Origin of the sequence: Campylobacter sp. US33a (genome assembly GCF_004378855.1) — a bacterium.
Lineage (GTDB): Bacteria > Campylobacterota > Campylobacteria > Campylobacterales > Campylobacteraceae > Campylobacter_D.
The window spans coordinates 104,437-127,850 of sequence record NZ_RYYL01000007.1 but is presented as its reverse complement, the minus strand read 5'-3'; the positions used below and the strand labels follow the sequence as shown (position 1 = coordinate 127,850).

Below are 23,414 nucleotides of genomic sequence, written 5' to 3'. Positions count from 1 at the left end.
GTTTTCCTTTGTAAAGTTTTATGTTTTAAACAATGCTTTGTATTTTTTGCAAAAGCTCGTTGGCTTTTTCTTGATTTTCTTTTAAAGTGCTTAGAATTTCTTCTACTTCACGCAAGGTTTTTTCTTCTTTTAAATTTGGATTTTTAGCACTTAGATCGTAGTTTCTTTCTTCAAGTTCTTTTATACTGACTAGGTAAGAATGAGAAGTGATTTTTCTTTCTTTGTAGCATTTTAAAAATTCCTCAAAATGCGCGTATTCCAAAGGCTTGTTTTTGGTGAGTTTAAAAGGCGGTATAAGCTCATAATAGTACACATTCTCATCACTTTCACCGCAAATACTTCTTTTTCCTTTTGAGAAAAAAAGCACATTGGTTTTTACTGCACTATAAGGTAAAAATACCCCACTTGGCAAGCTTAAAACGCATTCAAGATTAAAATTTTCTAGCAAATCTTTTTTCACGCTTACAAAGGCATTAGAGTTTTGAAAAAGCACGCCTTCAGGCACGATGATAGCACATCTACCATTATTTTTTAAAGATTTTAAGATATGTTGTAAAAATAAAAGCTCGGTAGCGTTCGATTTTATAGGAAAGTTGTTTTGAATTTGTTCTTTTTCCTTGCCTCCAAAGGGTGGATTTGCCAAAATCACTTCGTATTTTTCATTTTCTGTAATATCTGTGATTTTTTTATTTAGAGTGTTTGTTTTGATGATATTTGGAGATTTTACCTCGTGTAAGATCATATTCATCACACCCATTGCATAGCTTAGCGGAGTTTTTTCCTTGCCAAATAATGCATCATTTTGTAAAAATTCAAGCTCTTCCACACTTAAATTTGCTTTTTTGTTTTTAGTCCTATCTTCATACAAGATATGCAAAAAGCTTTCTACTAAAAACCCACAACTCCCACACGCAGGATCATAAATCCTTTCTTTTGCCTTAGGATCTATCACTTCTACCATAGCTCTTATTAATGGGCGTGGTGTGTAAAACTCCCCACTATTTCCCCCATCACTTCCCATATCTTTTAAAAGTTTTTCATAAACTTCACCCAAAGCAAATACATCGCTTTCTTTGCTAAAACTAAGCTCATCGACTAAATTTATAACCTCTCTTAAAGTATGACCATTGGCTATGCGATTGTCTATAAACTCAAAGATTCCGCCTATTTTATACTCTATGCTTTTGAAATTTTCATTATCTTTAAAACTTTTTAGATAAGGAAAAAGCTCGTTATTGACAAAGCTAAGCAAATCACTCCCACTTAAAGCATTTTTCACATCAAGCTTACCTTCGCTTGTTTTGGGAGCTGCCCACACTTTCCAGCTGAATTTTTCTTCCAAAATGCTTTTATATGCTTTTGCATTTAAGATAGCTTCTAGCTTTAATTCTTCTTCATAATCATCTAAAAATTTCAAAAAAAGCACCCAACTAATCTGCTCACTATAATGCATAGCGCCACTTATACCATCATCGCGTCTTAGTATGTCTGTGATTTTATCGATTTTATTTTGCATTTAAAAAATTCCTTTTCTAAAAAGTCTTAAAAGTTCTATATTAATATAATAATTATTTCTACCCATTTTAATGCACTCTAGTACCCCTAAATTTTCACAAATTTTAAGATATTTTGAAGCACTTTGCCTAGAAATATCTAATTTTTTTATCAAAAAATCTATCTTTGTATAAGGATGAGAAAATAAAAGCTCTACAAAGTCTTTACTATAAAAATTTGTTTTATTTTGCAAAATTTCGCTTACATTTAGCATCATTTTTTCTATTATGAGAATAGTTTTTATCGTTTTTATAGCAGTTTGTTCTACGCCTTTTAGTATGTATTCTATCCATTCCAAAATAGCCCCTTCATCACGCACTTTTTGTAAAAGTCTATAATATTCCCCTTTATTTTTTACAATATAAGCACTTAAATACAAGATAGGCAAATCAAGCAAGCCTTTATAAACTAAATAAAGTATATTGATAATCCTACCCGTTCTACCATTGCCATCATAAAATGGATGAATACTTTCAAATTGATAATGAATAATTGCCATTTTTACTAAAAAATCAAGCTCATCCAAACTATCATCATTAATGTATCGCTCTAAATTTACCATAAGCTCTTTTATATCGCTAGGATTTTGTGGGGGAATGTGCTTGATTTCTCCTGTGATAGGGTTTTTAAGCATAGTTCCACTTTGTTGTCTAAAGCCAGCATTGTTTCTTTCTAGTCTTTTTTGAATTTCTAAAATATGTGCGTTTCTTAATAATTGCTCTTTTTTTAAAAGCTCATACCCCTTTTTTAAAGCACTTTCATAGTCTTTTACTTCTTTTGCCGCTCTTGTAAGTTTACTTTCATCGATTTGAGATAAAAAAAGTTCATCGTGAGTGGTAATAATATTTTCTATCTCGCTAGAATCTTTTGCTTCTTGCAAGATTAAAGCATTGATTAAAATGTTTGGATTAGGTATGCTTTTACTAAACCCATTTAACTCCGATAATTTTCTTGAAGCTTTGATGATAAGACTGTAAATATTTGCATTTAACTCTATATTTAGAGGTAGTTTTGGTGGTATGAATTCTTTCATGATTTTTCCATATGTTAAAATTTCTAAAAATTTTTAACATTATAAAAAAATATGTTAAAAAAATCAAAAATTTTTAACATATCTAGCTAATGTGTTAAAATTTCTAAAATTTTTTAACATTATAAATTTCCTTTAAAAGCTTTATCTAGTAATGAATTTTTAAGCTCTTGCAAGTCTTTTATCTGTGCTTGATAGTTTTGCTTTAAATTTTTTATATTTAAAGAAAGCTCATCTAAATGCGAAGCGATTTGCTCTTGCTCTTGTAAAGGCGGTAGGGGGATTTGAATTTGTTTTAATCTTGTAATTGCCAATTTTGGTTGAGCAACTATTTTTGTAGAAGTTTGTATTTGTGTTTTAAATACATTTGATAATGTAAAAAAATACATAAATTTATTGGAAATATTGTTTTGAATATATTCTAGCTTTACAGCATTTTCTGTTAGAATAGCTCCGTTTAATTCTTTGGGGATAATACCGCTTTTTCCAATAGTCCCAGCAATGCTAATATATAGATTATCATCATAAATTTTATAATTTTTTAGAATATTATAAGTATTTTCATTGATAAATTTAATATTTTGTAAATTTATAGTGCCATTATCCTGAAAATCAGCAACTCTTATATAGGCAAATTTTGTATTATTATCTAATAAATTTTCACCTTTGGGAAGTCTTTTACCTCCTTTGACATTTGCAATTTCCCCTAAGCTTTTCCATTCCCAACCTTGTGGGAGTTGGTAGTTTTCTTTAGTATTGTCTTTTAAAGGATTGAAAGCTTTTTGCAAGGTACTTTGCATTAACTCGTCTAAATTTAGCAAATCTTGCTCTAAGATTTTTATACTCTCATCTATCTTTGCAAAACTCTCATCTAAAATTCCCACTATCCTTTCTTGCTCTTTTATGTCTTTTGGATAAATAATTTCGAGTTTAGAAAATTCAGTCTTATTTAAAATAGCTAAAGTTGTTTGGGGTGCTTTTGAAAATAATATAGACTGAAATTTAGAAGATATGCAATAATAATAAATATACTCGGCAATTATATTTTTGTGAGGGATAATTGCGTTTATTTGTTGATTACAACTCCCAATAACTCTAGTTAGTGCTACTTTACCCAAAGAACCTATACAAACTACAAGGATTGTTTTAGGCGGAAGCTGTCTGGCTTTATCAAAGCCTAATTTTGATAGATTATCCCCAGCATTTTCTAAAAAATACCCTTGCTCAAAATCACTTGGCTTAAAAAATGGATAATCTTTTCCATAAAAATCTAAATTACTTTTACTAGGAGTTGAACCTGTAACAATTTCACTTATTTCACCAAGCTTTTTTACTTCCCAACCCTGCGGTAAATTTGTCATTTTGTTATTTTGCATTATTATTTTCTTCTATATCAAGGCTTTTTAATAATGCCTCAAATTGTTCTTTGTCTTTACTTTTAATATTTTCAATAATAATATTAGCAACTGTACGTATTTCTAATAAATCTAAAGGCATTTTAGCTCTTTCAATATTTTCTAAATGAGATATTTCATTAATAACTCTATTGATTAAGATAGCGTTCTCTTCTCCAAAAAAATTATAATATTTTGTCATTGGATTATCATTATTTGGATATTTAAAATACATATAAGTATCTAAAAATTTTCTAATATTATTTGCTAGACTATAATATGAATCTATAGTAATATTTGTGTTGTTATGGTTTTTAAAAATTTGCTCAAATAGATAATTAAATTCAGTTACATACTTACGAATATAATTAGGTAAATTTTTAATATTACTATTATTTGTTTTTTCTATCAAATACATAAAACTTTTTTTATCATTTTTATCATATCCTGTTAAACTTTTTAGATATTTTAAAAAATCCAAATTATGAGTAGATATAAAAAGTTGAGAATATTTATTATCTTTAATCTTTTTTGCAATTTTAGCTTCTATTAAAGAGAAGATAAAAAATATATGATTGTTATCTAGGCTAGATATAGGGTCATCTATCCATATTATAGGATTTTTATCTTTAGTTTTTGCATCTTCCAAACTTGCCACAAAATAGCAAAAGGCTACCAAACTACACTCACCCTCGCTTAAATTCTTAGCTTGTTTGCCATTTCTTAAAATCTCAAATTCTCCATTTAATTGTCCTTTGTCATCTTTTTTTGCTTTTAATTCCAATAGATTGTGTCCAAAATATGATTTTAAATATTTGTTTATATTGCTTGTAGAAGTTTCAAAATTACTAAGTTTTGCCTTATATTTTCCTATTCTACTTTCTAAAAGATCTATTTTGTTATTTTGTGTTTTAATACTTTCCTCCAAAGTATTTATATTTTTTTGCAGAATTTCAATTTCATCTTGTAAGGTAAAATAATCTATATTTTTGAGAAACTTTGCTACTTCATTTAATCTTAATCTTTCTCTTGCCTCATTTTGATTTGTTAATAAATTTTTTGTGTATTCATTATTTTCTTTACATAAATTTTCAATTTGATTTAATCTTGATAATACCTCATCTGAAAAATCATTTATGTTTTCTAATTTCATAGAAGTAAAAACATCTTTTTGCTTTTGTTTTAATTTTTCTTCTATTTTTAACAGTTCTTTATTGTAGTTATCAATACTTGTTTCTAGGTGTTCTTTTGCAACAATAAAACTATCTTTATAATTAGAATAAAAATCTTCATATTTAACATCTTGTAATAAATTTTTTAATTCTAGTTTATAACTTTTAAAGCCATCTAATAATTCTTTTAATTCTTTTTCAATTTGTTCTTTTTCCCCACTATCATCTTTTATATTATTTTCAATCCAAGCTATTCTTTCTAGTGTTAAGGGATTATTACAAAATTTACATTGCTGTTTAGATGAATGCTCCTTGTGAAATTCCAAACCCTCTTCTAGCCATTTTCTCAATTCGCTTGTTAAATTTTCTTTAATGATAACTTCTTTTTCAAGAATCCCTAATGAGCGTTTTAAAATATTTTGAAAATTATCCTTGTTAAAAGTATTTTTGAAATTTATATTTTGTTTTTCTTTATCTTCTAATGTTTTTATAAATCGATTTTGTGCTTCGTCATTAAGAAAATAAGTGTCTATATTGTTTTTAATTTTGTTTAAATCGTTTTCTAAATGTTTTTTATTATATTCATTACCTTGCTTTATCAAGTTTGAACTACGTTTTATAACCTTAGCTTTATTTGTAAAATTTTCATTTAAAGTTTTTATCTTATCTTGTTGTGTTTTAGAAATCTTTTTTTGATTATTTTGTATGTTTTCTAATTTCTCAAGTCTTTTTTCTAAAATCTCTTCTCTCTTTTCAATTATTTCTTTTATATTTTTTTGCTCCTCCCCTATGCTTTTAAAACCTTTTATATTTCCTTTTTTATCATATAAATAATTTAAATTTTCCTTTACAAAATCACTATTATAAACCCTAATATCTAGATTAGAATTTATAACATCATTTTGGGTTAAAAAATTACCATCTTCTAATTTTATTTTAAAATTTCCATCCAAAAAATCTTCATTATATTTTTTAAGCTCAAAACTTCTAGCTATCCTTGAAAGTGTAGTTTTACCTGAATAATTTCTACCATAAAAAATATTAATTGTTTTAAATTCTTCAAGATTATTATCCCATTTAAAATTTTCATAAGAGCCAAAATTTATTTCATCAAATTTTAAGATTTTCATTTTTCACCTCGCATAAATCTCCCTTTGTAAATCACTCACACTTTGTATTAAATTCTCTACTCCGCCAAATTCACTGACTATTTCTTTTACATTGCCTAAAGAGCTAAGCTCTATCAAAGGGGTTAAGCCTTCATCAAATTCTTGTATGCCGTATTGTTGATATCTACCGAGTAAAAATTCTATGAATTTCAGAGCTTTTTCTTTTTGGAAGCGTTTTAAAAATTCACCCCTTTCTACTTGCAAAACGCGTTCTTGTCTTGTTTTGATCTTGGCATTAAAACTCAAATGCGCCAAAACATCATATATATCACAATCCTTTTTATCAAAAATTTCACCCAAATCTTTCAAGGCATTTTCATCCACTCCATCTTTTTCAAGGGTTTTTAAGAAATTTAGCCTAGTTTCTTGCTTGCTCCAAATTTCACGAAGTTTTACTTCATCGTCGTAGTATTCTGCTAGCTTGCCTATCAAAAATTCTAAAAATTCTTTAGTACTAAGCGGTTTGCCACTACTTCCTAGATAGCTTGTATTTATGTCAAGCACTTTTACTTTTGTGCCTTTTAAATGCACGATGATTACTTTTTTGCTTTCTATTTCTTTTGTTTTATCTGATTCTTTTTTATTTTGCTTGCCCCAAATTTCGCTTTTATCTTCTTTATCTTCATCTTTGATTTGCTCGCCATCCCATTTTGGATCATAAAATAGTCTTGTTACACCCATAAAATCTATGATGGTAAAAAAGTCTTTTCCTTCATACACTCTAGTGCCTCGCCCTATGATTTGTTTAAATTCTATGATAGAGCCTATATTTGCTAAAAGCACTATGTTGCGTACATTTCTAGCATCTACGCCTGTGGTTAGCATTTTAGAGCTTGTAAGGATTACAGGATAGCTTTTATCGTTATCTTGAAATTGTTTTAAATACTCAAGTCCTATCTTACCCTCATCGCTTGTAACCCTTACACAATAATCATCTCTTTTAATACTTTTAAATTTATCAATAGCCCTTTTTATATCGCTTGCATGAGCTTGATTGGCACAAAAGATGATGGTTTTATCCATAGGATCTATAAGTTTTAAAATTTCTTTAGCTAGAAAATCATTATATTGAGGTATATGGATATTTCTTTCAAATTCACCCATTTTATAAAAGCCTTTTTCTAACTCTCCTTCTATGATATCATCAGGATTGTACACATAGCCTTCGCTAAGTGTGGTGGTGATGCGTTTTATTTTATAAGGGGTTAAAAAGCCATCTTCTATACCCTCTTTTAGACTATACTCATACGCACTTTCACCAAAATACCTGTAAGTGTCTACATTATCACTCTTTTTAGGTGTGGCAGTAAGTCCTAAATGAGTAGCTGATGAAAAGTGTTCTAGCACACACCCAGCTTCCTTCTTCATTTGCCCCGCCTCTGTGACACTCATCGATAATAACAAGATCAAAAAAATCTTTTGGATATTGTAAGTAAAACTTACTCTCTTGCTCTTCTTGGGTATTTTCTTGATCTTTAGAATTTGCAGCCAGACTTTGATAAATTCCAAAGAAAACATTTGCGTTGGTGATGATTTTTCCATCATTTTTTCTAATCTCTTCTGCGCTGATTATTTTACAATCGCTTTCTACTGCGTTAAATTCTCCCAAAGCCTGATCTCTTAAGCTCACTCTATTGCATAAAAACAATATCTTTGGTTTTTGATCTTTGTTTTCTTTATTCCATCTTGCTTCAAGCAAGCGATAGCACAAAACAAAAGCTATGGTTGTTTTACCTGTGCCAGTAGCAAGGGTAAGTAAAATTCTATTTTTATTATTGATTAAAGCTTCTATGACTTTATCAACTGCGATCTTTTGATAATATCTTAGTTTTTTTTGAGGTATATATAGTTCTCTTTGAGTTAAAAGTTTGTATTGCCATTCTTTTAAATTCCCATAAATTCTTGCAAAAAGTTCGCTAGGGCTTGGAAAATTTTCTATATACTCGCCCCTTGAAACCCTTAAATCATACTCATAAATTTTATCGCCATTAGTGCTATAAACAAAAGGCACATTTAAAGTTTTAGCGTATTCTATACCTTGAGATAAGCCATCTAAAACATCTTTGCTTTGTTTTTTGACTTCTATGATGGCAAGATTGTTATTTTGAAATTTAAGCAAATAATCTGCAAATTTTCTTTCGCCTCTTTTATTTCCTATAAGCTTACGCCCATCGGTAAAATAATAATTTCTTATGATATTTTCTTCTTTCCAAGAACTAGCATAAAGCTTTGCATCTATAAGCTTAACCCTTGTATCATCTTCTGAATATAAATCTTGCATTTTTACCTCAAATAAAATAAATAGTTAATATTATAGCATTTATACTAAAATTTCTAAAAATTTAAACTTTCCTCTTGACTTATAGCTACTCTAATGCTTTATAATTATAAAAATCAAAAACAAGGAGAGAAAAATGGATTCTAAAATCTTTTTAGAAAATGGTCGCATTAAAAGTAAAGGCTATGCCATGCTTAGTAAAGATGCGAAATTTACACCTTTTGAATTCACTCGTCATGCCATAGGCGATAATGATATTTTGATTAAAATTTTATACGCAGGGATTTGTCATAGCGATATACACACTGCAAGAAGCGAATGGGGAGAAGCTACTTATCCTTGTGTGCCAGGGCATGAGATAGCCGGTGAAGTCATCGCTGTAGGTAAAAATGTAAGCAAATTTAAAGTGGGCGATTACGCTGGGGTTGGATGCATGGTAAATTCGTGCGGAGAATGTGAAGCGTGCAAAAAATCACAAGAGCAATTTTGCGAAAAAGGACAAACCATCTATACTTACAATAGTTGCGATATTTTTCATGGCAACGAAAACACTTATGGAGGCTACTCAAATAACATAGTCGTAAGCGAGAAATTCGCTGTTTGTGTGCCAAAAGATGCACCGATGGAAAAAGTTGCACCCCTACTTTGTGCAGGCATTACGACTTATTCGCCGCTTAAATTTTCAAACATTAAAGAAGGCTCAAGTGTCGCAGTGGCAGGTTTTGGCGGACTTGGAATGATGGCGGTTAAATACGCTGTGAAAATGGGTGCAAAAGTAAGTGTTTTTGCTAGAAATGAAAACAAAAAAGCCGATGCTTTGGCTATGAGAGTTAGTTCTTTTTACACAAGCACAGACAAAAACGCCGTAAAAGAACGCTTTGATCTTATCATCTCAACAATTCCAACTCCTTATGATCCAAGTGCTTATATGGATTTGCTTAAATTTGGCGGTGAAATGGCAATAGTAGGCTTACCACCTCACGAAGTTGCTCCAAGTATTAGCGTAACAACCTTTGTGCATAAAGCAGGTAAAAAAGTCTATGGTTCGCTAATTGGCGGGATCGCAGAGACTCAAGAAATGCTTGATTTTTCACTTAAAAATCAAATTTATCCAGAAACTGAACTCATCACCTCAAAAGACATCGATAAAGCTTATGAAAACTTGACTTCAGGAAAAGCAAAATTCCGCTATGTGATCGATATGAGAGATGAGTAAATTTAGGGCTCTTAAGGAGCCTTGAATTCATTTACCTTATACGATAATTAAAGCTATTACAAAATAATTTAATACAAACTTGCATTGATGTCACTTTCATATCTAAAAAATGTTTGGCGGATATGCTATTTATACATCTTTATATAAATTTATATGAAAGGCATTTTGTGAAAGATTATGATTTTATCCCTATTGATTTTGAATCTTATTTAAGAGCGGAGCATTTTAGGTTTTTTAGTGCAAATCCTTGTGGCTTTTCGCTAAGTGTGGAACTTGAAGTGCAAAATTTACTAAATCAAAAGCAAAAGGGATATAGCTTTTTTAATCTTATTCTTTATTGTATTTCTAGGAGTGTGAATGAGATAGTAGAGTTTAGAATTGATTGTAAAGATGGGGTTTTAGGCTATTATGAAATCTCTCACCCAAGCTATACTATTTTTCATAAAAATAGCGAGACTTTTAGCTCTCTTTGGAGTGAGTATGATGAAGATTTTAAAAAATTTAATGAAAATTTTTTAAATGATAAAGCGGAGTTTGGTGAGAATCTAAGCTATCAAGCAAAGATACATCAACTTCCAAACATCTTTTTTGTCTCTTCGCTTCCTTGGATTGATTTTAAGGATTTTAATTTGCAAATTGATAGAAGCAAGTTTTATGCACCTATCTTTACACTTTCTAAAATAAAAGATTCTAAAATTTTGCTAAATATTAATGTCAATCACGCTATTTGCGATGGTTATCATGTATCAAAGTTTATAGAAACTTTGCAAGAGGGTATTAATGCTTTAGAAGTTGCTTGATAATTTTAAAAGCGACAAAGAAAGAGGTTGAATACTAAGGCCTGACTACTTTTGGAGGCACAATTTAAGAGAGCTTAGTAAATCACAAAAATGCTATAGTTTATTCTTTGATAGTATTGCCACTTTTATACTCTTCACCCCAATTACACATCGCTTCTAAAATAGGAATAAAGCTTTTTCCTTTAGGTGATAGGCTATATTCTACCTTTGGTGGGATTTGTGGATATTCTTTACGGATAATAAGCCCATCATTCTCTAGCCCACGCAAGACATTGGTTAAGGTTTTAAATGATATGGGAGAGAGGATTCTATTTAGCTCATTATAACGCACAATGCTTTCTTTGTAAAGGCAATAAAGCACACTCATTTTGTATTTACCTGCAATAAGCGATAGTGTGTAGTGAAACCCACATTCTTGATAATTACAACTTGAATTTTTGGTATTTTGCATATTTTCCTCCAATCGTTTAAATATGTTTAGTATTTATACTTTACTTTTAGATAGTATCTAGCTTTATTTTGCGTATTGACATTATAGCTTGCATAAATTAAAATTGCGAGTTTAATTTTTCGAAAAAAGGTTTTTTTTAATGCAACAATCAAGTATAACTATAAACAATACTTATCAAATCAAGATCTTAATCACACTTTGTCTAGGTGTGTTTGGGCTTATCAGTATGGAGCTTGGGGTGATGGGGATCATACCGCTTATATCGGAGAAATTTGGCGTGAGCGTCAGCGATGCGGGGTGGAGCGTGAGTATATTTGCACTTATTGTAATGTGTTGTGCACCTATTGCACCTATGCTTTGTGCGAATTTTAATCCTAAAAAACTTATGCTTTTTTGTTTGGCTATTTTTTCTCTTAGCTCTTTGGCAAGTATGTTTGTAAATGATTTTTGGTTACATTTGATTTTAAGAGCTATCCCCGCTTTTTTTCATCCTATTTATCTAGCACTTGCTTTTAGCACAACTGCAAATTTAGCAGATGATAAAAGCAAAGTGCCTCATATAGTTGCAAAGATTTTTATGGCTATTAGTGCGGGGTTGGTTCTTGGTGTACCACTGAGTAGCTATTTTGGTGGGAATTTTAGCTTTGAAATGGCGATGGCTTTTTATGTGGCGATCAATTCTTTAGCGTTTTTTATTACTTTGTTTTTTATGCCTAATTTTAAAAAGACAAGTAGGATAAAGGTAGGAAAACAGCTTTTAAGTCTAAGATATGCGCTTTTGTGGGTTTCTATGCTTGCTGTTTTTTGTATTTCGACGGGGTATTTGGGTTTTTATTCTTATTATTCTGAATTTTTGTTTAGTGTAAGTAAAATGAGCTTCACAAATATTAGTTTAGCGCTTTTTATTTATGGCTTTGCAAGTATTATCGGCAATAATATCGCAGGTAAAACTTTAGTCAATCATTCAAATCAAACGCTTATATTTACTTCTATGGCGATGATTTTGATATATGCTTTGATTTTTGCAAATGCAGTGCAATTTGCAATCATGCTTACATTGAGCTTGGTTTTGGGAATTTTAAATGGAGTTATGAATAATGCAATGCATTATATCATTACTTTTCCTTTCCCTAGGGCAAAAGATTTTACCAACGGGCTTTTTATAAGCGTTTCAAATATTTCTATCAGTGTGGGTGCTACTCTTTGTGGTTTAGTCATTTCTATAAAAGAAACTAAATATATTGCGATAAGTTCTATTATCATGGTGGGTTTAGGGCTTATTTTGGTATTGGTTAGGATGAAATTAGAAGATAAAAGGTTGAAAATTTAGGTTTATTATGGTAAAAAAAGCTAACAAAAATGATAACGAAACAATAGCAAATTTAGCCCTTTTGCTTTGGCCAAATCATAATTTAAAAGATTTGGAGCAAGAATTTTTAGAAATTTTAGAAGATAAAAAATCTGTTATTTTTCTAAAATATATGGGTATAGAGGCAATAGGCTTTGCCTATGTGAGTTTAAGAAATGATTATGTAGAGGGATCTTCTAGCTCTCCTGTAGGATATTTAGAAGGGATTTTTATAAAAGAAGAATTTCGCAAACGCGGTTTTGCTAAAGAATTATTAGAGTTTTGCGAAAAATGGGCAAAAAAGCAAGGTGCAAAGGAATTCGCAAGTGATTGTGAATTAGAAAACCAAAAAAGTCTTAGTTTTCACAAAGCTTTGGGCTTTAGTGAGGCAAATAGAATTGTTTGTTTTATCAAAAAATTATAGGAGAAAAGATGAAAAATATACTTTTATTAAATGGAGCTAAAAGTTTTGGGCATTCTGGTGGGAAGCTAAATGATACCTTACACGAAGTGGCAAAAGAAAGTCTTTTAAGTTTAGGATTAAATGTTGATGAAACGCATATTGATAAAGGCTATGACATAGAAAAAGAAGTCGCAAAAATCTTAAATTCCGATGCAATCATCTATCAAATGCCCAGCTGGTGGATGGGTGAGCCTTGGATAGTGAAAAAATACATTGATGAGGTATTTACTGCAGGACATGGAAAACTTTATGCAAATGATGGCAGAAGTAGAGAAGATACAAGTAAAAAATACGGCAGCGGTGGGCTTATAAGAGATAAAAAATATATGTTTTCTCTTACTTGGAATGCACCGCTTGAAGCATTTAATAAAAAGGATCAATTTTTCGAAGGTGTGGGCGTAGATGGAGTGTATTTACATCTACACAAGGCAAATCAATTTTTGGGGATGAGTGCATTACCAACTTTTATCTGCAATGATGTGATTAAAAATCCACAAGTACAAGATTATATCAAAGATTATAAAGAACATTTATTAAAAGTATTTCAAATCTAAAGGGCAATTAACCACCTTTTTGGAAAAATATTTTAAAATCAATTTAGAGGATGCTATAATCTATATTTTCACAAGGAGAAAAAGTGCCAGATAATACACAAAAGTATATTAAATTCATAAAGATGGCAGCGTTAAGTAGTATAGGGCTTTATTTGTTGGCCTTTTTTGTAGGTATTACATGGGGTTTTATTTTTGGTGTGCTTTTCTTGGCATCTGTAGCAAGTTTTTTATTCGCTATTTATGGGGTTGCAAAGCATTCGAGTGCAAAGGATTTATTGGTTAATTTTTTTATCATTGCTTGTATTGTTATTGTTTTTGTAACCTTTTTTATTATGGAGCTTGGTTTAGCAGACATAAAGTATTTTGCTCCCCATACCATTATGTTGTTATTTATGTTTGCTTGTGCGATTTTTATACCATTTAAAAATCTGCATTATGAGCTTGCAAGAGTAAGCTCTCAAAAAACTTTTATCTATGCTTTTTGGTATTATCCTATAGCGATTTTTCTTTTGATAGCTTTTTCATTCTTTGCAAGAATTCGTTATGAGATTATGTATAGATTAGAATTTGTAGCATTATCTTTACTATTTATAAGTGCGATTTTTTATATCGTTGCTTGGAGTAAGGTAAAAGAGCTTTCTTATGAGCTTAAAGAGATAAAAGAGTATCAAACCTATAAAGGCAATTTGGCTTTTGTAAAAATACTTTTTGCTTTAGTTGGGATCTTGTTTGTGTGTAATGCCTTACCTATATTTAGATATTACTTGGGGATTTTTGTCTTTCCAATAGAGATTGCTGGGCTTATAGCTTGTGTTTTATTTGCTAAAAATACTAAAAAATGGCTTTTGGTATTGTATTGGATACTTTCATTTTTACCTCCAATTCTTATTGCTTATTATGGATTGCATTTTGAGTGGTTTTCTGTGTTAGCCAATATTGCTACAATCTTGTTTTTTCTACATCTTAGCAAAATTACTCAAGTAGAGCCTTTTAAGATTATTGCATATATTTATGCAGGTTTGTTGTTTATTAACATAGTATTAGCTATTATGTTATGGGATATTAAGCCCGTGCTTTCAAGTCCTATAGCGTTTGAACTCGCAATATTACGAGAATTACTTGTTGGTGTATTATTTATACTTGGGACTTTGATGATGAAAAAAGACAAAATGAGTTTTTTGAAGATGTAGGCGTAGATGGAGTATATTTACATCTACACAAGGCAAATCAATTTTTGGGGATGAGTGCATTACCAACTTTTATCTGCAATGATGTGATTAAAAATCTACAAGTGGAAAAGTATATCAAAGATTATAAAGAACATTTATTAAAAGTGTTTGGAAATTAAGGAAAATTCAAGGGCTTTAAACCCTTGAAAATCTTTTATTTTTTTTGATTTAGACACCGCTTAAAGATTTAAAAAAGCATTTTTTCTTATACAATCATCTTTTATAAAATTTTTAAAAGATAAATGGATGAATGAAGAAAATATAAATGAATTTGAAAATTTTAAGCAACAATTTTTTCTGATAATGGATTTTTTAAAGTAATATTTAGTAGTGATAAGCACTAGTAGTATTTTTATAAGTTTTGCTTTAGGAACTTTGATTTTAACCCAATATTTTCTTTTTACTATTAATTTTATCCCTGATTTTAGTAAAGATTTGATCATTTCTAATATTTTTTTAGTTTCTTGGATGGGATTTATATTTATTTCATTTTTTGTTATTTTATGTTATGCCCTTATTCCTTTTTAAGGAAATTTTTAAAAATATTTACAATATCAAAACTTGGAAAAATGTATGTTTCGTATTTTTACCTATGGTATCATCTAGTATTGGGACTTTTTTAATTATTTATTTTGTGGATGATATTACTAGTTTCTTTCCAAATTTAAAATCTTTCATACGCATTATAGCTATTTTTTGCCTATTATCATTGCTACATTATTTTTATTCGGTATAAAGAAATTTTTTATAAAAGATTTTATTTTCAGCATGGTGCTATTTTTTCTAAATTTATGTCTTTTGTTTGTTAGTTTTTGCTTTATTATTGTGTTTTTTAAAATAGAAGATTTCTACATTTCTATAATTGCATGTATTATTTATTATGTAGCTCTTTGTATAATTTATTATTTTATTTTTAAAAAATATAATTTTTTAAAAATTTTACTAACTAGTAGCATACTCATTTTTATATTAATGTTTATCATGCTGAATCCTTATATTGTTAGAATAAGCAAAATAGGCAATTACAACCAAAGTTTTATGTTTTATAATAAAACCGAAGTTAAAGAATTACTAGACTTTAATCATATTCCTATTTTTAAAGAAAACAATGCAACTTTGATTGTAAAAGATTTGCATATACTTTCAAATATTGGAGAAAGTTATTTGATTAAAAACGGTGAAAACAATACCTTTTCTTTGGATAAAAAAAGTGTTTTTAGTCTTTTAAACAACAAAGATTTAAACGAAACAATTTCAAATTTAAGTAAGAAAAACTAAAATGATTTTAAAAATTTAATACCTTATTTCATTCATTTTTAAAAAATCTCTTAATTTTTCATATTCTCCATTTTCCAAATAGCGGTATTTTCCTGCTTTTAGCATTCCAAGATCTAAAGCCCCAAAAGCCACACGTTTTAAGTCCATCACTTCTAAATCAAAATGCCCAAAAAAGCGTCTAAGTTCTCTGTTTTTACCTTCATTTATAATAACTCTAAGTTTAGTATATCCACCACTTGAGCCAAAAATTTCAAAGTCTATAAAAGGAGCAAAACTCATAGAAGTAATTTTTGTTTTCGCATGCGCACCTTTTTTTTCATTTTTAATTTCAAGTCCATTTTGCATAGCTTCTATAACTTGCTTTGTTACTATGCCTTTAACTTTTAAATAATATTCTCTTTCTAAGTCGCTATTCATCAAAGCATGTGCGATCACAGGAGAATCAGTTAGTAAAAGCAAACCTTCACTAGCAAAATCAAGCCTACCAACACTTAGCCAAGTACTAAATTGTCTTGGCAAAGTATCATAGATGGTTTTTCTTCCACGATCATCTTTTTTACTAACAATTTCACCTTTTTGTTTATGATAAATAATCACACTAAATTGAGTTCTTTTTTGAATTCTTTTACCCTTGATAAAAACTTTATCATCAAATTTTACTTCATCACTTAGAAGAGCTATTTTATTATTTATTTTAACTAAGCCTTGTTTAATCAGCTCATCCGCTTCACGACGAGAATAACGAGTATTATGTGATATGAATTTATTGATTCTCATTTGACTTCCTAAAAATTTAAGGCGAAAAATCGCCTTATTTTTACATCACAAAAATAGTTGGAACTATGGTTGGATATTTTTTGATTTTTCTAAAAATATGTTTTCTTAGCACTTGGCGAATTTGATTTTCTAAAAATTTTGGATCATTAAGCACTTCATCTTTAACATTGATGAAAAATTGTCCCAAAACTTCTGCCATTTCTTTAGAAAATGCGTGATCTTGTTTATCCGCTACAAGACCATAGCTAAATACTCTTGGCTTGTTGATGAGTGTTTTTGTTGTTTTATCAAGCTGTGCGATGATGACAACTATACCACTATCGGCTAATTTTTGACGATCGATTACCACATCATCAGCGATTTGTTTGTTGATTTGATTATCCACAAAAACTTTGCCGGTTTTAACAGTTTTAACGCGTTTTACATATTTTTGACAAAGCTCGACTTGATCGCCATCGCTCATAAGATAAATATTCCTTTCAGGAATTCCACATTTTATAGCGGTTTCTTTATGTTTGTTAATGTGATTGTATTCTCCATGCACTGGTAAGAAAAATTTAGGCTTAACCAAAGTCAGCATTAATTTTTGCTCTTCTATACTCGCATGACCGCTTACATGAATTTCACTAAATTCTTGATACGCTACTTTAGCGCCCGCTTTTAAAAGATAATCAAGCACCGCAGAAACGCTTGCCTCATTACCTGGGATAGCTTTGGCTGAAATGATGATTTGATCTGTAGGTTTAATTTTTATGAATTTATGCTCATCGGTTGCCATTCTATAAAGCGCACTCATCGTTTCGCCTTGACTTCCTGTGGTAACGATTAAAACTTCATTATCTTTATACTTGCTAACCTCATCTGCATCAATGAAAATCTTTCTATCGAGCTTTATATATCCTAGCTCCATAGTCGTATAAAGATTTCTTTCCATGGAACGACCGATCACGCAAACCTTTCTACCATATTTTAAACCATAAGTAATAGCTTGATAAACGCGGTGTATATTAGAGCTAAAAGTACTCATTATCACTCTACCTTTGGTTTTGGCAAAAATTTGATCAAAAGTAGGCCCTACGGAGCTTTCGCTTTTAGTATAGCCTTCTTTGTAAGAATTGGTACTGTCGCTTAAAAGACACAAAACCCCTTCTTCGCCATAATGTGCTAAACGCCCTAAATCAGTCGGATAGCCATCGATTGGAGTTTGATCTATCTTAAAATCTCCTGTGTGTATGATAGTCCCTGCTTTAGTTTTAATAGCAAGTGCAGAAGCATCTATAATAGAGTGCGTGATATGGATCCATTCTATATCAAATTCTCCTATCTCATAAACCTTGCGTTTTTCTACTGGACGAAACCATTTGCGTTCTGCTTTTAAGCCGTGTTCTTCAAATTTGTTTGAAATCATACCTAGTGCTAAAGGCGTAGCATAAATAGGGAATTGAAATTCTTTGAAAAAATACGGCACCGCACCAATATGATCTTCATGTGCGTGAGTGATGATGATACCACGAATTTTATCTTTGATTTTTCTCACATAATCAAAATCAGGGATAATAATATCCACCCCATGCATAGTCCCATCTGGGAAACTCATACCAATATCAATAATTACTGCATCGTTATTTGTCTCAAATACGCTGATATTTCCGCCAATTTCTCCTAAGCCACCTAGTGGAGTAATGCGGATTTTATGCTCGCTAGAATTGTTATATTTTAAAGGGTGCAAGCGGTTTTCATGTGAAACACGATTTGCTTCTATACACTGTGCAAGTGCAATTTGCCAGTCTTCATTGCCAGTAAGCTTTGAAGGAAGATTGCGATTTTTTTTCTTTTTCTTTTCACTTTTTTGGGATACTTCTGCATTTTCTTGTGCGGAATTGTCAATATTTTCTTGCTTTCCATTATTATTTATTGAATTAGAAAGTTTTTTTCTTCTATTTTTATACTTATATTTCTTGTTATTTTTAGAATTCGCGTTTGGATTTTGTTCTTGCGATTCAATATTTACATTCTCTTCCATATTCATAATAATCCTTTAATTTTTCATAAATTTTAAGGTATGAATCAACGCAAAGTTCATGTGGTCTGACATTGTCTTTTAAATCAAGATCTTTGAGAAGTTTTAAAATTATACTTTTGTGTTGTTTTAAATTACTAATTAGTTGTTTTCTAGGAGCTTTAAAACAATCTCGTAATAAAATTTTAAATCCATTTAAATTACAAAAATCCTTAAATTCGCCCTTTTTGTTTAGATACATCACCGAAGACATCACCTTTGGTGGTGGATTAAAACAAGAAGGCTCAACATCGAAAAGTATTTTTCTTTCGCAAATCATTGCGCTTAAAACCCCAAGAGCTGAAAAATCGCTATCTCCGCTATTAGCACAAAATTTTAAAGCCATTTCTTTTTGTACCATTACTATAAGCCCTTGACAATTTTCATCTTCTAAAGCTTGTAATATCAAATGGCTTGCAACATAATAAGGCAAATTTGCAACCAAAAAATACTTATTTTCATCAAAACATACAAGCTCGCTTGCATCTTGATGAAGCAAATTTAATTTTCCACATTCAAGTTCTTTTTGAAATTTCTTTTGTAAAATAGGTATAAGATCATCATCAATCTCATAAGCTTTTACCTTTGAAATTTTTAAAAGTTCTTGCGTTAAATCACCTAAGCCAGGCCCAATCTCTACAATATTTTTTGTATCTTTGGGTATGGCTTGAGTGATTTTTATTAAAACACTTTTGTTGTTTAAAAAATTTTGTCCATATTGTTTCTTTGCCTTAATCATCGGATTTTATTGTAGCAAAAAAATCTTAATTTTAAGTCTTTTTAGCTAAAATTCTCATTTTTAAACCAAAAAAATGCAGGATGTAACAAAATGATAGTTTGTGCAGGTGGAAATGAAAATTTTTATTTTGCAAAAGCCATAGGTATAGGGCTTGTAGAAGCGGCTTGTAATTTAACTAAAATTTGTCAAAATCAAAAGCCTTCAAATATAGTATTTATAGGGACTTGTGGGCTTTATGATAGGGGTGAAATTTTAGAAATTTACAAAAGCTCTCATACTTTTAATATAGAATTTTCAAAAATTTCAAGTGCTTTTTACACACCTGCAAAAGATGAAATTTATATAGAAAATAAAAATGTTTCTCGTGAAACAATCAAAATCAATTCATCAAATTATATCTGTCAAAACAAAAATGCAGCCAAAGAATTCGCAAAACTTGGATTGTTTGCTGAAAATATGGAAGCCTTTGCTGTGTTAAGTGTGGCTAAAAATTTTGGAATTGACGCAGAGTGTATTTTGTGTGCTACAAATTTTTGTGATGAAAACGCACATCAAGATTTTATAAAAAATCATCAAAAAGCCAAAGAAAAATTAGAATTTTATTTAAAAGAAAATAATTATATTTAAAAAAGGAAATTTTTTGAAAGAACTCATTAATATTTTAGATTTTTTGCCCCAAGAATTAGAAGAAAAAATTAAACCAATGTTTCGCGTGAAACAAATTTATCAATGGATATACCAAAAATACGCAAGCAATTTTTCTAATATGTCAAGTTTGCCTAAGGATTTGCGTTTAGAGCTTGCACAAATTTATCATTTTGCACCCCTTAAATGCGTTAAAAATGAGCAAAGTAAAGATGGAAGCATAAAGTATCTTTTTGAACTTGTCGATGGTTTAAGAGTAGAAAGTGTGCTTTTGCCGATGAAAGAAGAAAAATTCGATGAGGAAGGCAAAAGAATTTCGCACACAAGATATACTATTTGCGTTTCATCTCAAGTTGGCTGTAAAAGTGGTTGTAGTTTTTGCCTTACTGCTAAAGGAGGATTAAAAAGAAATTTAAGCGCTGGAGAAATAGTCGGACAAATTTTGTGGATCAAAAAACAAAATAATATCCCTTACGAACGCCGTGTAAATATAGTTTATATGGGTATGGGCGAACCGTTAGATAATCTTAAAAATGTCTCAAAAGCAGTAAAAATCTTGGCGCAAAATGATGGACTTGCTATAAGCCCACGCAGACAAACCATAAGCACAAGTGGCTTGGCTAAACAAATCAAAGAACTAGGGCAGATGAATTTGGGCGTTTTACTTGCTATTTCACTGCATGCAGTAAATGATGAGCTAAGAAGCGAATTAATGCCAATCAATAAAGCCTATAATATCGCTGCGATTATGGAAGCAGTGCACGAATTTCCTATAGATCAAAGAAAAAGAGTGATGTTTGAATACCTTTTAATCGATGGTATTAATGATAAAATAGAACATGCAAAAGAATTAGTCAAACTTTTAAATGGTATAAAAGCAAAGGTAAATTTAATACTTTTTAATCCACACGAAGGCAGTTTATACAAGCGTCCTAGTCTTGAAAATGCGATTAAATTCCAAGATTTGCTAAGTGCTAAAGGTGTAACTTGCACCATAAGAGAAAGCAAAGGGCTTGATATATCAGCAGCTTGTGGGCAGCTTAAAGAAAGGGCAAAATGACTTTTTTAGATATTGCAGAAATTATTTTTATAAGTGCGGTTGTTTTGGTGGGAATTGGTGGTATAATTTATGTTTTAAAAAATGAGGATAAAAAATGATAGATACGACAAAATTACTTGAAAATAAACTTTTTCAAGAAAGATATATCAAAGCAAATATTGCTTGGTATTTTTCTTATCTAAATGGAAAAAGAGGACTTTCTAGAATTTACAAAGTCCCTTACGCAGCCTTAATGAAAAAGTTTTTCTTGCAAAAATATTTCGAAAAACGCGTTAAAAATGGAATTATCGACATACCTTATCTTGAGCTTGTTTTAACCACAAAATGCACTATGCGTTGTCAGTCGTGCAATAATTTAATGCAGTACTTCTCCCCAAGCAATCAATACTCTTGCACGCTTGAGGGCATTAAAAAATCCCTTGAGCTTTTACTTTCTAAGGTAGATAGCATAGCAAGGGTTAGGATTATAGGTGGTGAGCCTTTGTTATTTAAAGACTTACCACAACTTGTGGATTATTTAGATTTACAAAAAAAGATTTTAACCTTTGATATTTTAACCAATGCTACTATTGATTTTAAAGATGAATTAGTGCAAAGATTTAAAAAATCTAAAAAAGTGAGAAAGATAAGTATTTCAGATTATAGACAAGCCCCAAATTTAAAAATTCCACTAAAACAAGAAAGCATACTCAAAAAACTTAAAGAAAATAAAATCGCATTTTCTTATAATACAACCGATCATTGGTATGATACTGAAAAAATTTACAAAAGAGGACGTAGCAAAGAAGAGATTATCAAAAATTATCATCATTGCAAAATGCCTTGCGTAAGCTTAATGACAAGTGAAGGAGAAAATCTAAAAGGCAAAGAACTAGCCCCAAATGGAGCAATTTTTGTATGTCCAATTTCAAGCTCTCTAACAAGGCTTAAAGGCTTAGATGAATTTGCGGGTGATTTTTTAAATTTAGATGACGATAAAGAAAGATTTTTTGAATTTTATACCCAAGATTTTTACAAAGCCTGTGATTATTGTAGAGATTTTAGCAAACCTTATAAAAAAATCCCAATAGCTATACAAACTAACAAGGTTTTAAAACTAGAAAAAGAAGACTAGAGATATTTTTCTAGTTTTCTTGTGATATCTACGATAAGTTCTCGTTTTTCATCTTCACTTAACTCATCTTTAGATTTTTTTATAAAAACATAATCATTATTATAGGTAGGCCAAAATATCTCATCTTTTGGCGGATAAAGCGCTATACTAGAAATCTTCAAATTTGTAGCGATATGTATGAGACCCGTGCTTGGGCTTATCACGCAAATTGATCTTGAAATTAGCTCTGCTAAGTTTAAAATATCATCATTATTTTTAAAAATCACAATTTCTTTGAGTAAATTTTTATCATATCCTAAAAGTTTATCCATAAAATCATCATGAACTAGATCATAAGTAGGCACAATAATGCTGATTTTTGGATAATTTTGCTTGATATTTTTGGCTAATTTCAAAAAAGAAATTGTGTCTAAGGTAGAATTTGAAGTGATACTGAAAGGATTGAGTATTATAAAATCTTTAATTTTGCTTTGATTTAAAAAATTTGTGATTAGATTTTTATGTGTTAAATTGCTTTGAATTTGTGTTTTAAACTCTAAATTTTTGATTTTTTCATCAAAAATCTTAGTATTTATTTTTCTAGCATAAAAAAGCAATCTATCCCTTTCTGTTCTTTTTTTATAAAGGCGAGTGATGAGTTTTATCCAAATTGTTCTACATTTTATAGAAAAAAAGCTTCTGATTTTTAATCTAGTAATGATCTTTTTGGCATTGCTTTTGATAAATTGTTTAATTAAAAAAGTATTGGCTTTATAAGAAAGAATATAATCTAAATTGTGTTGATTGATTTTTGCTATATTATCTTTGCTTGTAGGATTTTTTAAAATTTCAATTGTGTCGATAAAAGTTAAATTTTTTAAGAGACTAAAAGTATTATTTTTTGCAAAGACAATGATTTTTGCGTTATATATGTGTTTGATTGCGTAAAGCATATCTAAGCTTGCTATCATATCGCCTAGGGCATCTGGGCAATAATAACCTATTCTAAGCCTATACCCCCCCTGTTTGGTAATTTTCGCATAGTTTTTCCTTATAAATTTTTAAAACTAATATTGTATCATAGATTTAATTTTATCAAAAATTA

At 30.0% G+C, this 23,414-nt stretch carries 19 protein-coding genes and 2 pseudogenes; 11 read left to right on the top strand and 10 right to left on the bottom strand.

Annotated features, from left to right (window positions below; translation table 11 throughout):
* Positions 1-25: 25 nt before the first annotated feature.
* The 5 genes and pseudogenes from ELQ16_RS06865 to hsdR all read right to left on the bottom strand — a co-directional run bounded on the left by ELQ16_RS06865 (position 26) and on the right by hsdR (position 8,600).
* Positions 26-1,516: a class I SAM-dependent DNA methyltransferase gene (locus ELQ16_RS06865; RefSeq protein ID WP_134238809.1), complete on the bottom strand. Its 1,491-nt coding sequence runs from the start codon at positions 1,514-1,516 to the stop codon at positions 26-28.
* Positions 1,517-2,587, bottom strand: a complete 1,071-nt coding sequence (locus ELQ16_RS06860; RefSeq protein WP_134238808.1) for a Fic family protein — start codon at positions 2,585-2,587, stop codon at positions 1,517-1,519.
* Between the two features lie 119 nt (positions 2,588-2,706).
* Complete coding sequence (locus ELQ16_RS06855) at positions 2,707-3,945, bottom strand: restriction endonuclease subunit S (protein ID WP_134238849.1); 1,239 nt, start codon at positions 3,943-3,945, stop codon at positions 2,707-2,709.
* A gap of 4 nt (positions 3,946-3,949) precedes the next feature.
* Positions 3,950-6,280, bottom strand: a complete 2,331-nt coding sequence (locus ELQ16_RS06850; protein ID WP_134238807.1) for an AAA family ATPase — start codon at positions 6,278-6,280, stop codon at positions 3,950-3,952.
* 3 nt (positions 6,281-6,283) lie between these two features.
* Positions 6,284-8,600, bottom strand: a pseudogene (gene hsdR / locus ELQ16_RS06845) (EcoAI/FtnUII family type I restriction enzme subunit R).
* A 133-nt stretch (positions 8,601-8,733) separates the two neighbouring features.
* Here hsdR and ELQ16_RS06840 point away from each other — a divergent pair.
* Entirely contained in the window at positions 8,734-9,813 is a 1,080-nt protein-coding gene (locus ELQ16_RS06840; RefSeq protein ID WP_134238806.1) for an NAD(P)-dependent alcohol dehydrogenase, read from the top strand.
* A 167-nt stretch (positions 9,814-9,980) separates the two neighbouring features.
* Positions 9,981-10,613 (top strand): CatA-like O-acetyltransferase, encoded by a 633-nt coding sequence (locus tag ELQ16_RS06835; protein ID WP_166739669.1) that lies wholly within the window; start codon positions 9,981-9,983, stop codon positions 10,611-10,613.
* A 100-nt stretch (positions 10,614-10,713) separates the two neighbouring features.
* On the opposite strand, the gene rrpA is transcribed toward ELQ16_RS06835, so the two are convergent.
* Complete coding sequence (rrpA, locus tag ELQ16_RS06830) at positions 10,714-11,064, bottom strand: MarR family transcription factor RrpA (protein WP_134238804.1); 351 nt, start codon at positions 11,062-11,064, stop codon at positions 10,714-10,716.
* Positions 11,065-11,203: 139 nt separating this feature from the next.
* On the opposite strand from rrpA, the gene ELQ16_RS06825 reads away from it, so the two are divergent.
* The 6 genes and pseudogenes from ELQ16_RS06825 to ELQ16_RS06800 all read left to right on the top strand — a co-directional run bounded on the left by ELQ16_RS06825 (position 11,204) and on the right by ELQ16_RS06800 (position 15,936).
* Positions 11,204-12,394, top strand: a complete 1,191-nt coding sequence (locus tag ELQ16_RS06825; RefSeq protein WP_134238803.1) for an MFS transporter — start codon at positions 11,204-11,206, stop codon at positions 12,392-12,394.
* A 7-nt stretch (positions 12,395-12,401) separates the two neighbouring features.
* Positions 12,402-12,836 (top strand): aminoglycoside 6'-N-acetyltransferase, encoded by a 435-nt coding sequence (gene aac(6'), locus ELQ16_RS06820; RefSeq protein ID WP_134238802.1) that lies wholly within the window; start codon positions 12,402-12,404, stop codon positions 12,834-12,836.
* 8 nt (positions 12,837-12,844) lie between these two features.
* The gene (locus ELQ16_RS06815; protein ID WP_134238801.1) at positions 12,845-13,429 is read left to right on the top strand and encodes an NAD(P)H-dependent oxidoreductase; all 585 of its coding nucleotides are present in this window, start codon (positions 12,845-12,847) and stop codon (positions 13,427-13,429) included.
* An 83-nt stretch (positions 13,430-13,512) separates the two neighbouring features.
* Complete coding sequence (locus ELQ16_RS06810) at positions 13,513-14,619, top strand: hypothetical protein (protein WP_134238800.1); 1,107 nt, start codon at positions 13,513-13,515, stop codon at positions 14,617-14,619.
* Positions 14,595-14,777, top strand: a pseudogene (locus tag ELQ16_RS06805) (NADPH quinone reductase MdaB); the annotation flags it as partial. The gene ELQ16_RS06810 and the pseudogene ELQ16_RS06805, both read left to right, overlap by 25 nt.
* A gap of 862 nt (positions 14,778-15,639) precedes the next feature.
* Entirely contained in the window at positions 15,640-15,936 is a 297-nt protein-coding gene (locus ELQ16_RS06800; protein WP_134238799.1) for a hypothetical protein, read from the top strand.
* 15 nt (positions 15,937-15,951) lie between these two features.
* Here the strand turns inward: ELQ16_RS06800 and ELQ16_RS06795 are convergent, their stop codons facing one another.
* The 3 genes from ELQ16_RS06795 to rsmA are packed head-to-tail and all read right to left on the bottom strand — an operon-like array spanning position 15,952 to position 19,511.
* Entirely contained in the window at positions 15,952-16,713 is a 762-nt protein-coding gene (locus ELQ16_RS06795; protein ID WP_134238798.1) for a pseudouridine synthase, read from the bottom strand.
* 40 nt (positions 16,714-16,753) lie between these two features.
* Entirely contained in the window at positions 16,754-18,742 is a 1,989-nt protein-coding gene (locus ELQ16_RS06790; RefSeq protein ID WP_134238797.1) for a ribonuclease J, read from the bottom strand.
* Positions 18,714-19,511, bottom strand: a complete 798-nt coding sequence (gene rsmA / locus ELQ16_RS06785; protein ID WP_134238796.1) for a 16S rRNA (adenine(1518)-N(6)/adenine(1519)-N(6))-dimethyltransferase RsmA — start codon at positions 19,509-19,511, stop codon at positions 18,714-18,716. Before rsmA ends, ELQ16_RS06790 begins: the two co-directional genes overlap by 29 nt.
* A 90-nt stretch (positions 19,512-19,601) precedes the next feature.
* Here rsmA and ELQ16_RS06780 point away from each other — a divergent pair, with 90 nt between their 5' ends.
* From ELQ16_RS06780 to ELQ16_RS06770, 3 genes are all read left to right on the top strand, one after another.
* Positions 19,602-20,138, top strand: coding sequence for a purine-nucleoside phosphorylase (locus tag ELQ16_RS06780; RefSeq protein WP_134238795.1), 537 nt, complete (start codon positions 19,602-19,604; stop codon positions 20,136-20,138).
* A gap of 13 nt (positions 20,139-20,151) precedes the next feature.
* Positions 20,152-21,216 carry a 23S rRNA (adenine(2503)-C(2))-methyltransferase RlmN gene (gene rlmN / locus ELQ16_RS06775; protein ID WP_134238794.1) on the top strand — a complete coding sequence of 355 codons (1,065 nt, stop codon included), beginning with the start codon at positions 20,152-20,154 and terminating at the stop codon, positions 21,214-21,216.
* Positions 21,217-21,310: 94 nt separating this feature from the next.
* Entirely contained in the window at positions 21,311-22,330 is a 1,020-nt protein-coding gene (locus ELQ16_RS06770) for a radical SAM protein (RefSeq protein WP_134238793.1), read from the top strand.
* Here the strand turns inward: ELQ16_RS06770 and ELQ16_RS06765 are convergent.
* Positions 22,327-23,280 (bottom strand): glycosyltransferase family 9 protein, encoded by a 954-nt coding sequence (locus ELQ16_RS06765; protein WP_134238792.1) that lies wholly within the window; start codon positions 23,278-23,280, stop codon positions 22,327-22,329. The two genes, ELQ16_RS06770 and ELQ16_RS06765, sit on opposite strands and share 4 nt — an antisense overlap.
* Between the last annotated feature and the right edge of the window lie 134 nt (positions 23,281-23,414).

Bases quoted from the DNA above. Each gene is read 5' to 3' on its own strand.
- ELQ16_RS06860 (WP_134238808.1), bottom strand. From the start codon at position 2,587: ATGAAAGAATTCATACCACCAAAACTACCTCTAAATATAGAGTTAAAT.
- ELQ16_RS06865 (WP_134238809.1), bottom strand. From the start codon at position 1,516: ATGCAAAATAAAATCGATAAAATCACAGACATACTAAGACGCGATGAT.
- ELQ16_RS06815 (WP_134238801.1), top strand. From the start codon at position 12,845: ATGAAAAATATACTTTTATTAAATGGAGCTAAAAGTTTTGGGCATTCT.
- ELQ16_RS06770 (WP_134238793.1), top strand. From the start codon at position 21,311: ATGATAGATACGACAAAATTACTTGAAAATAAACTTTTTCAAGAAAGA.
- ELQ16_RS06795 (WP_134238798.1), bottom strand. From the start codon at position 16,713: ATGAGAATCAATAAATTCATATCACATAATACTCGTTATTCTCGTCGT.
- rrpA (WP_134238804.1), bottom strand. From the start codon at position 11,064: ATGCAAAATACCAAAAATTCAAGTTGTAATTATCAAGAATGTGGGTTT.
- ELQ16_RS06800 (WP_134238799.1), top strand. From the start codon at position 15,640: ATGCTGAATCCTTATATTGTTAGAATAAGCAAAATAGGCAATTACAAC.
- ELQ16_RS06765 (WP_134238792.1), bottom strand. From the start codon at position 23,280: ATGATAGCAAGCTTAGATATGCTTTACGCAATCAAACACATATATAAC.
- ELQ16_RS06840 (WP_134238806.1), top strand. From the start codon at position 8,734: ATGGATTCTAAAATCTTTTTAGAAAATGGTCGCATTAAAAGTAAAGGC.
- ELQ16_RS06855 (WP_134238849.1), bottom strand. From the start codon at position 3,945: ATGACAAATTTACCGCAGGGTTGGGAAGTAAAAAAGCTTGGTGAAATA.
- ELQ16_RS06790 (WP_134238797.1), bottom strand. From the start codon at position 18,742: ATGAATATGGAAGAGAATGTAAATATTGAATCGCAAGAACAAAATCCA.
- ELQ16_RS06850 (WP_134238807.1), bottom strand. From the start codon at position 6,280: ATGAAAATCTTAAAATTTGATGAAATAAATTTTGGCTCTTATGAAAAT.
- ELQ16_RS06780 (WP_134238795.1), top strand. From the start codon at position 19,602: ATGATAGTTTGTGCAGGTGGAAATGAAAATTTTTATTTTGCAAAAGCC.
- rsmA (WP_134238796.1), bottom strand. From the start codon at position 19,511: ATGATTAAGGCAAAGAAACAATATGGACAAAATTTTTTAAACAACAAA.
- ELQ16_RS06825 (WP_134238803.1), top strand. From the start codon at position 11,204: ATGCAACAATCAAGTATAACTATAAACAATACTTATCAAATCAAGATC.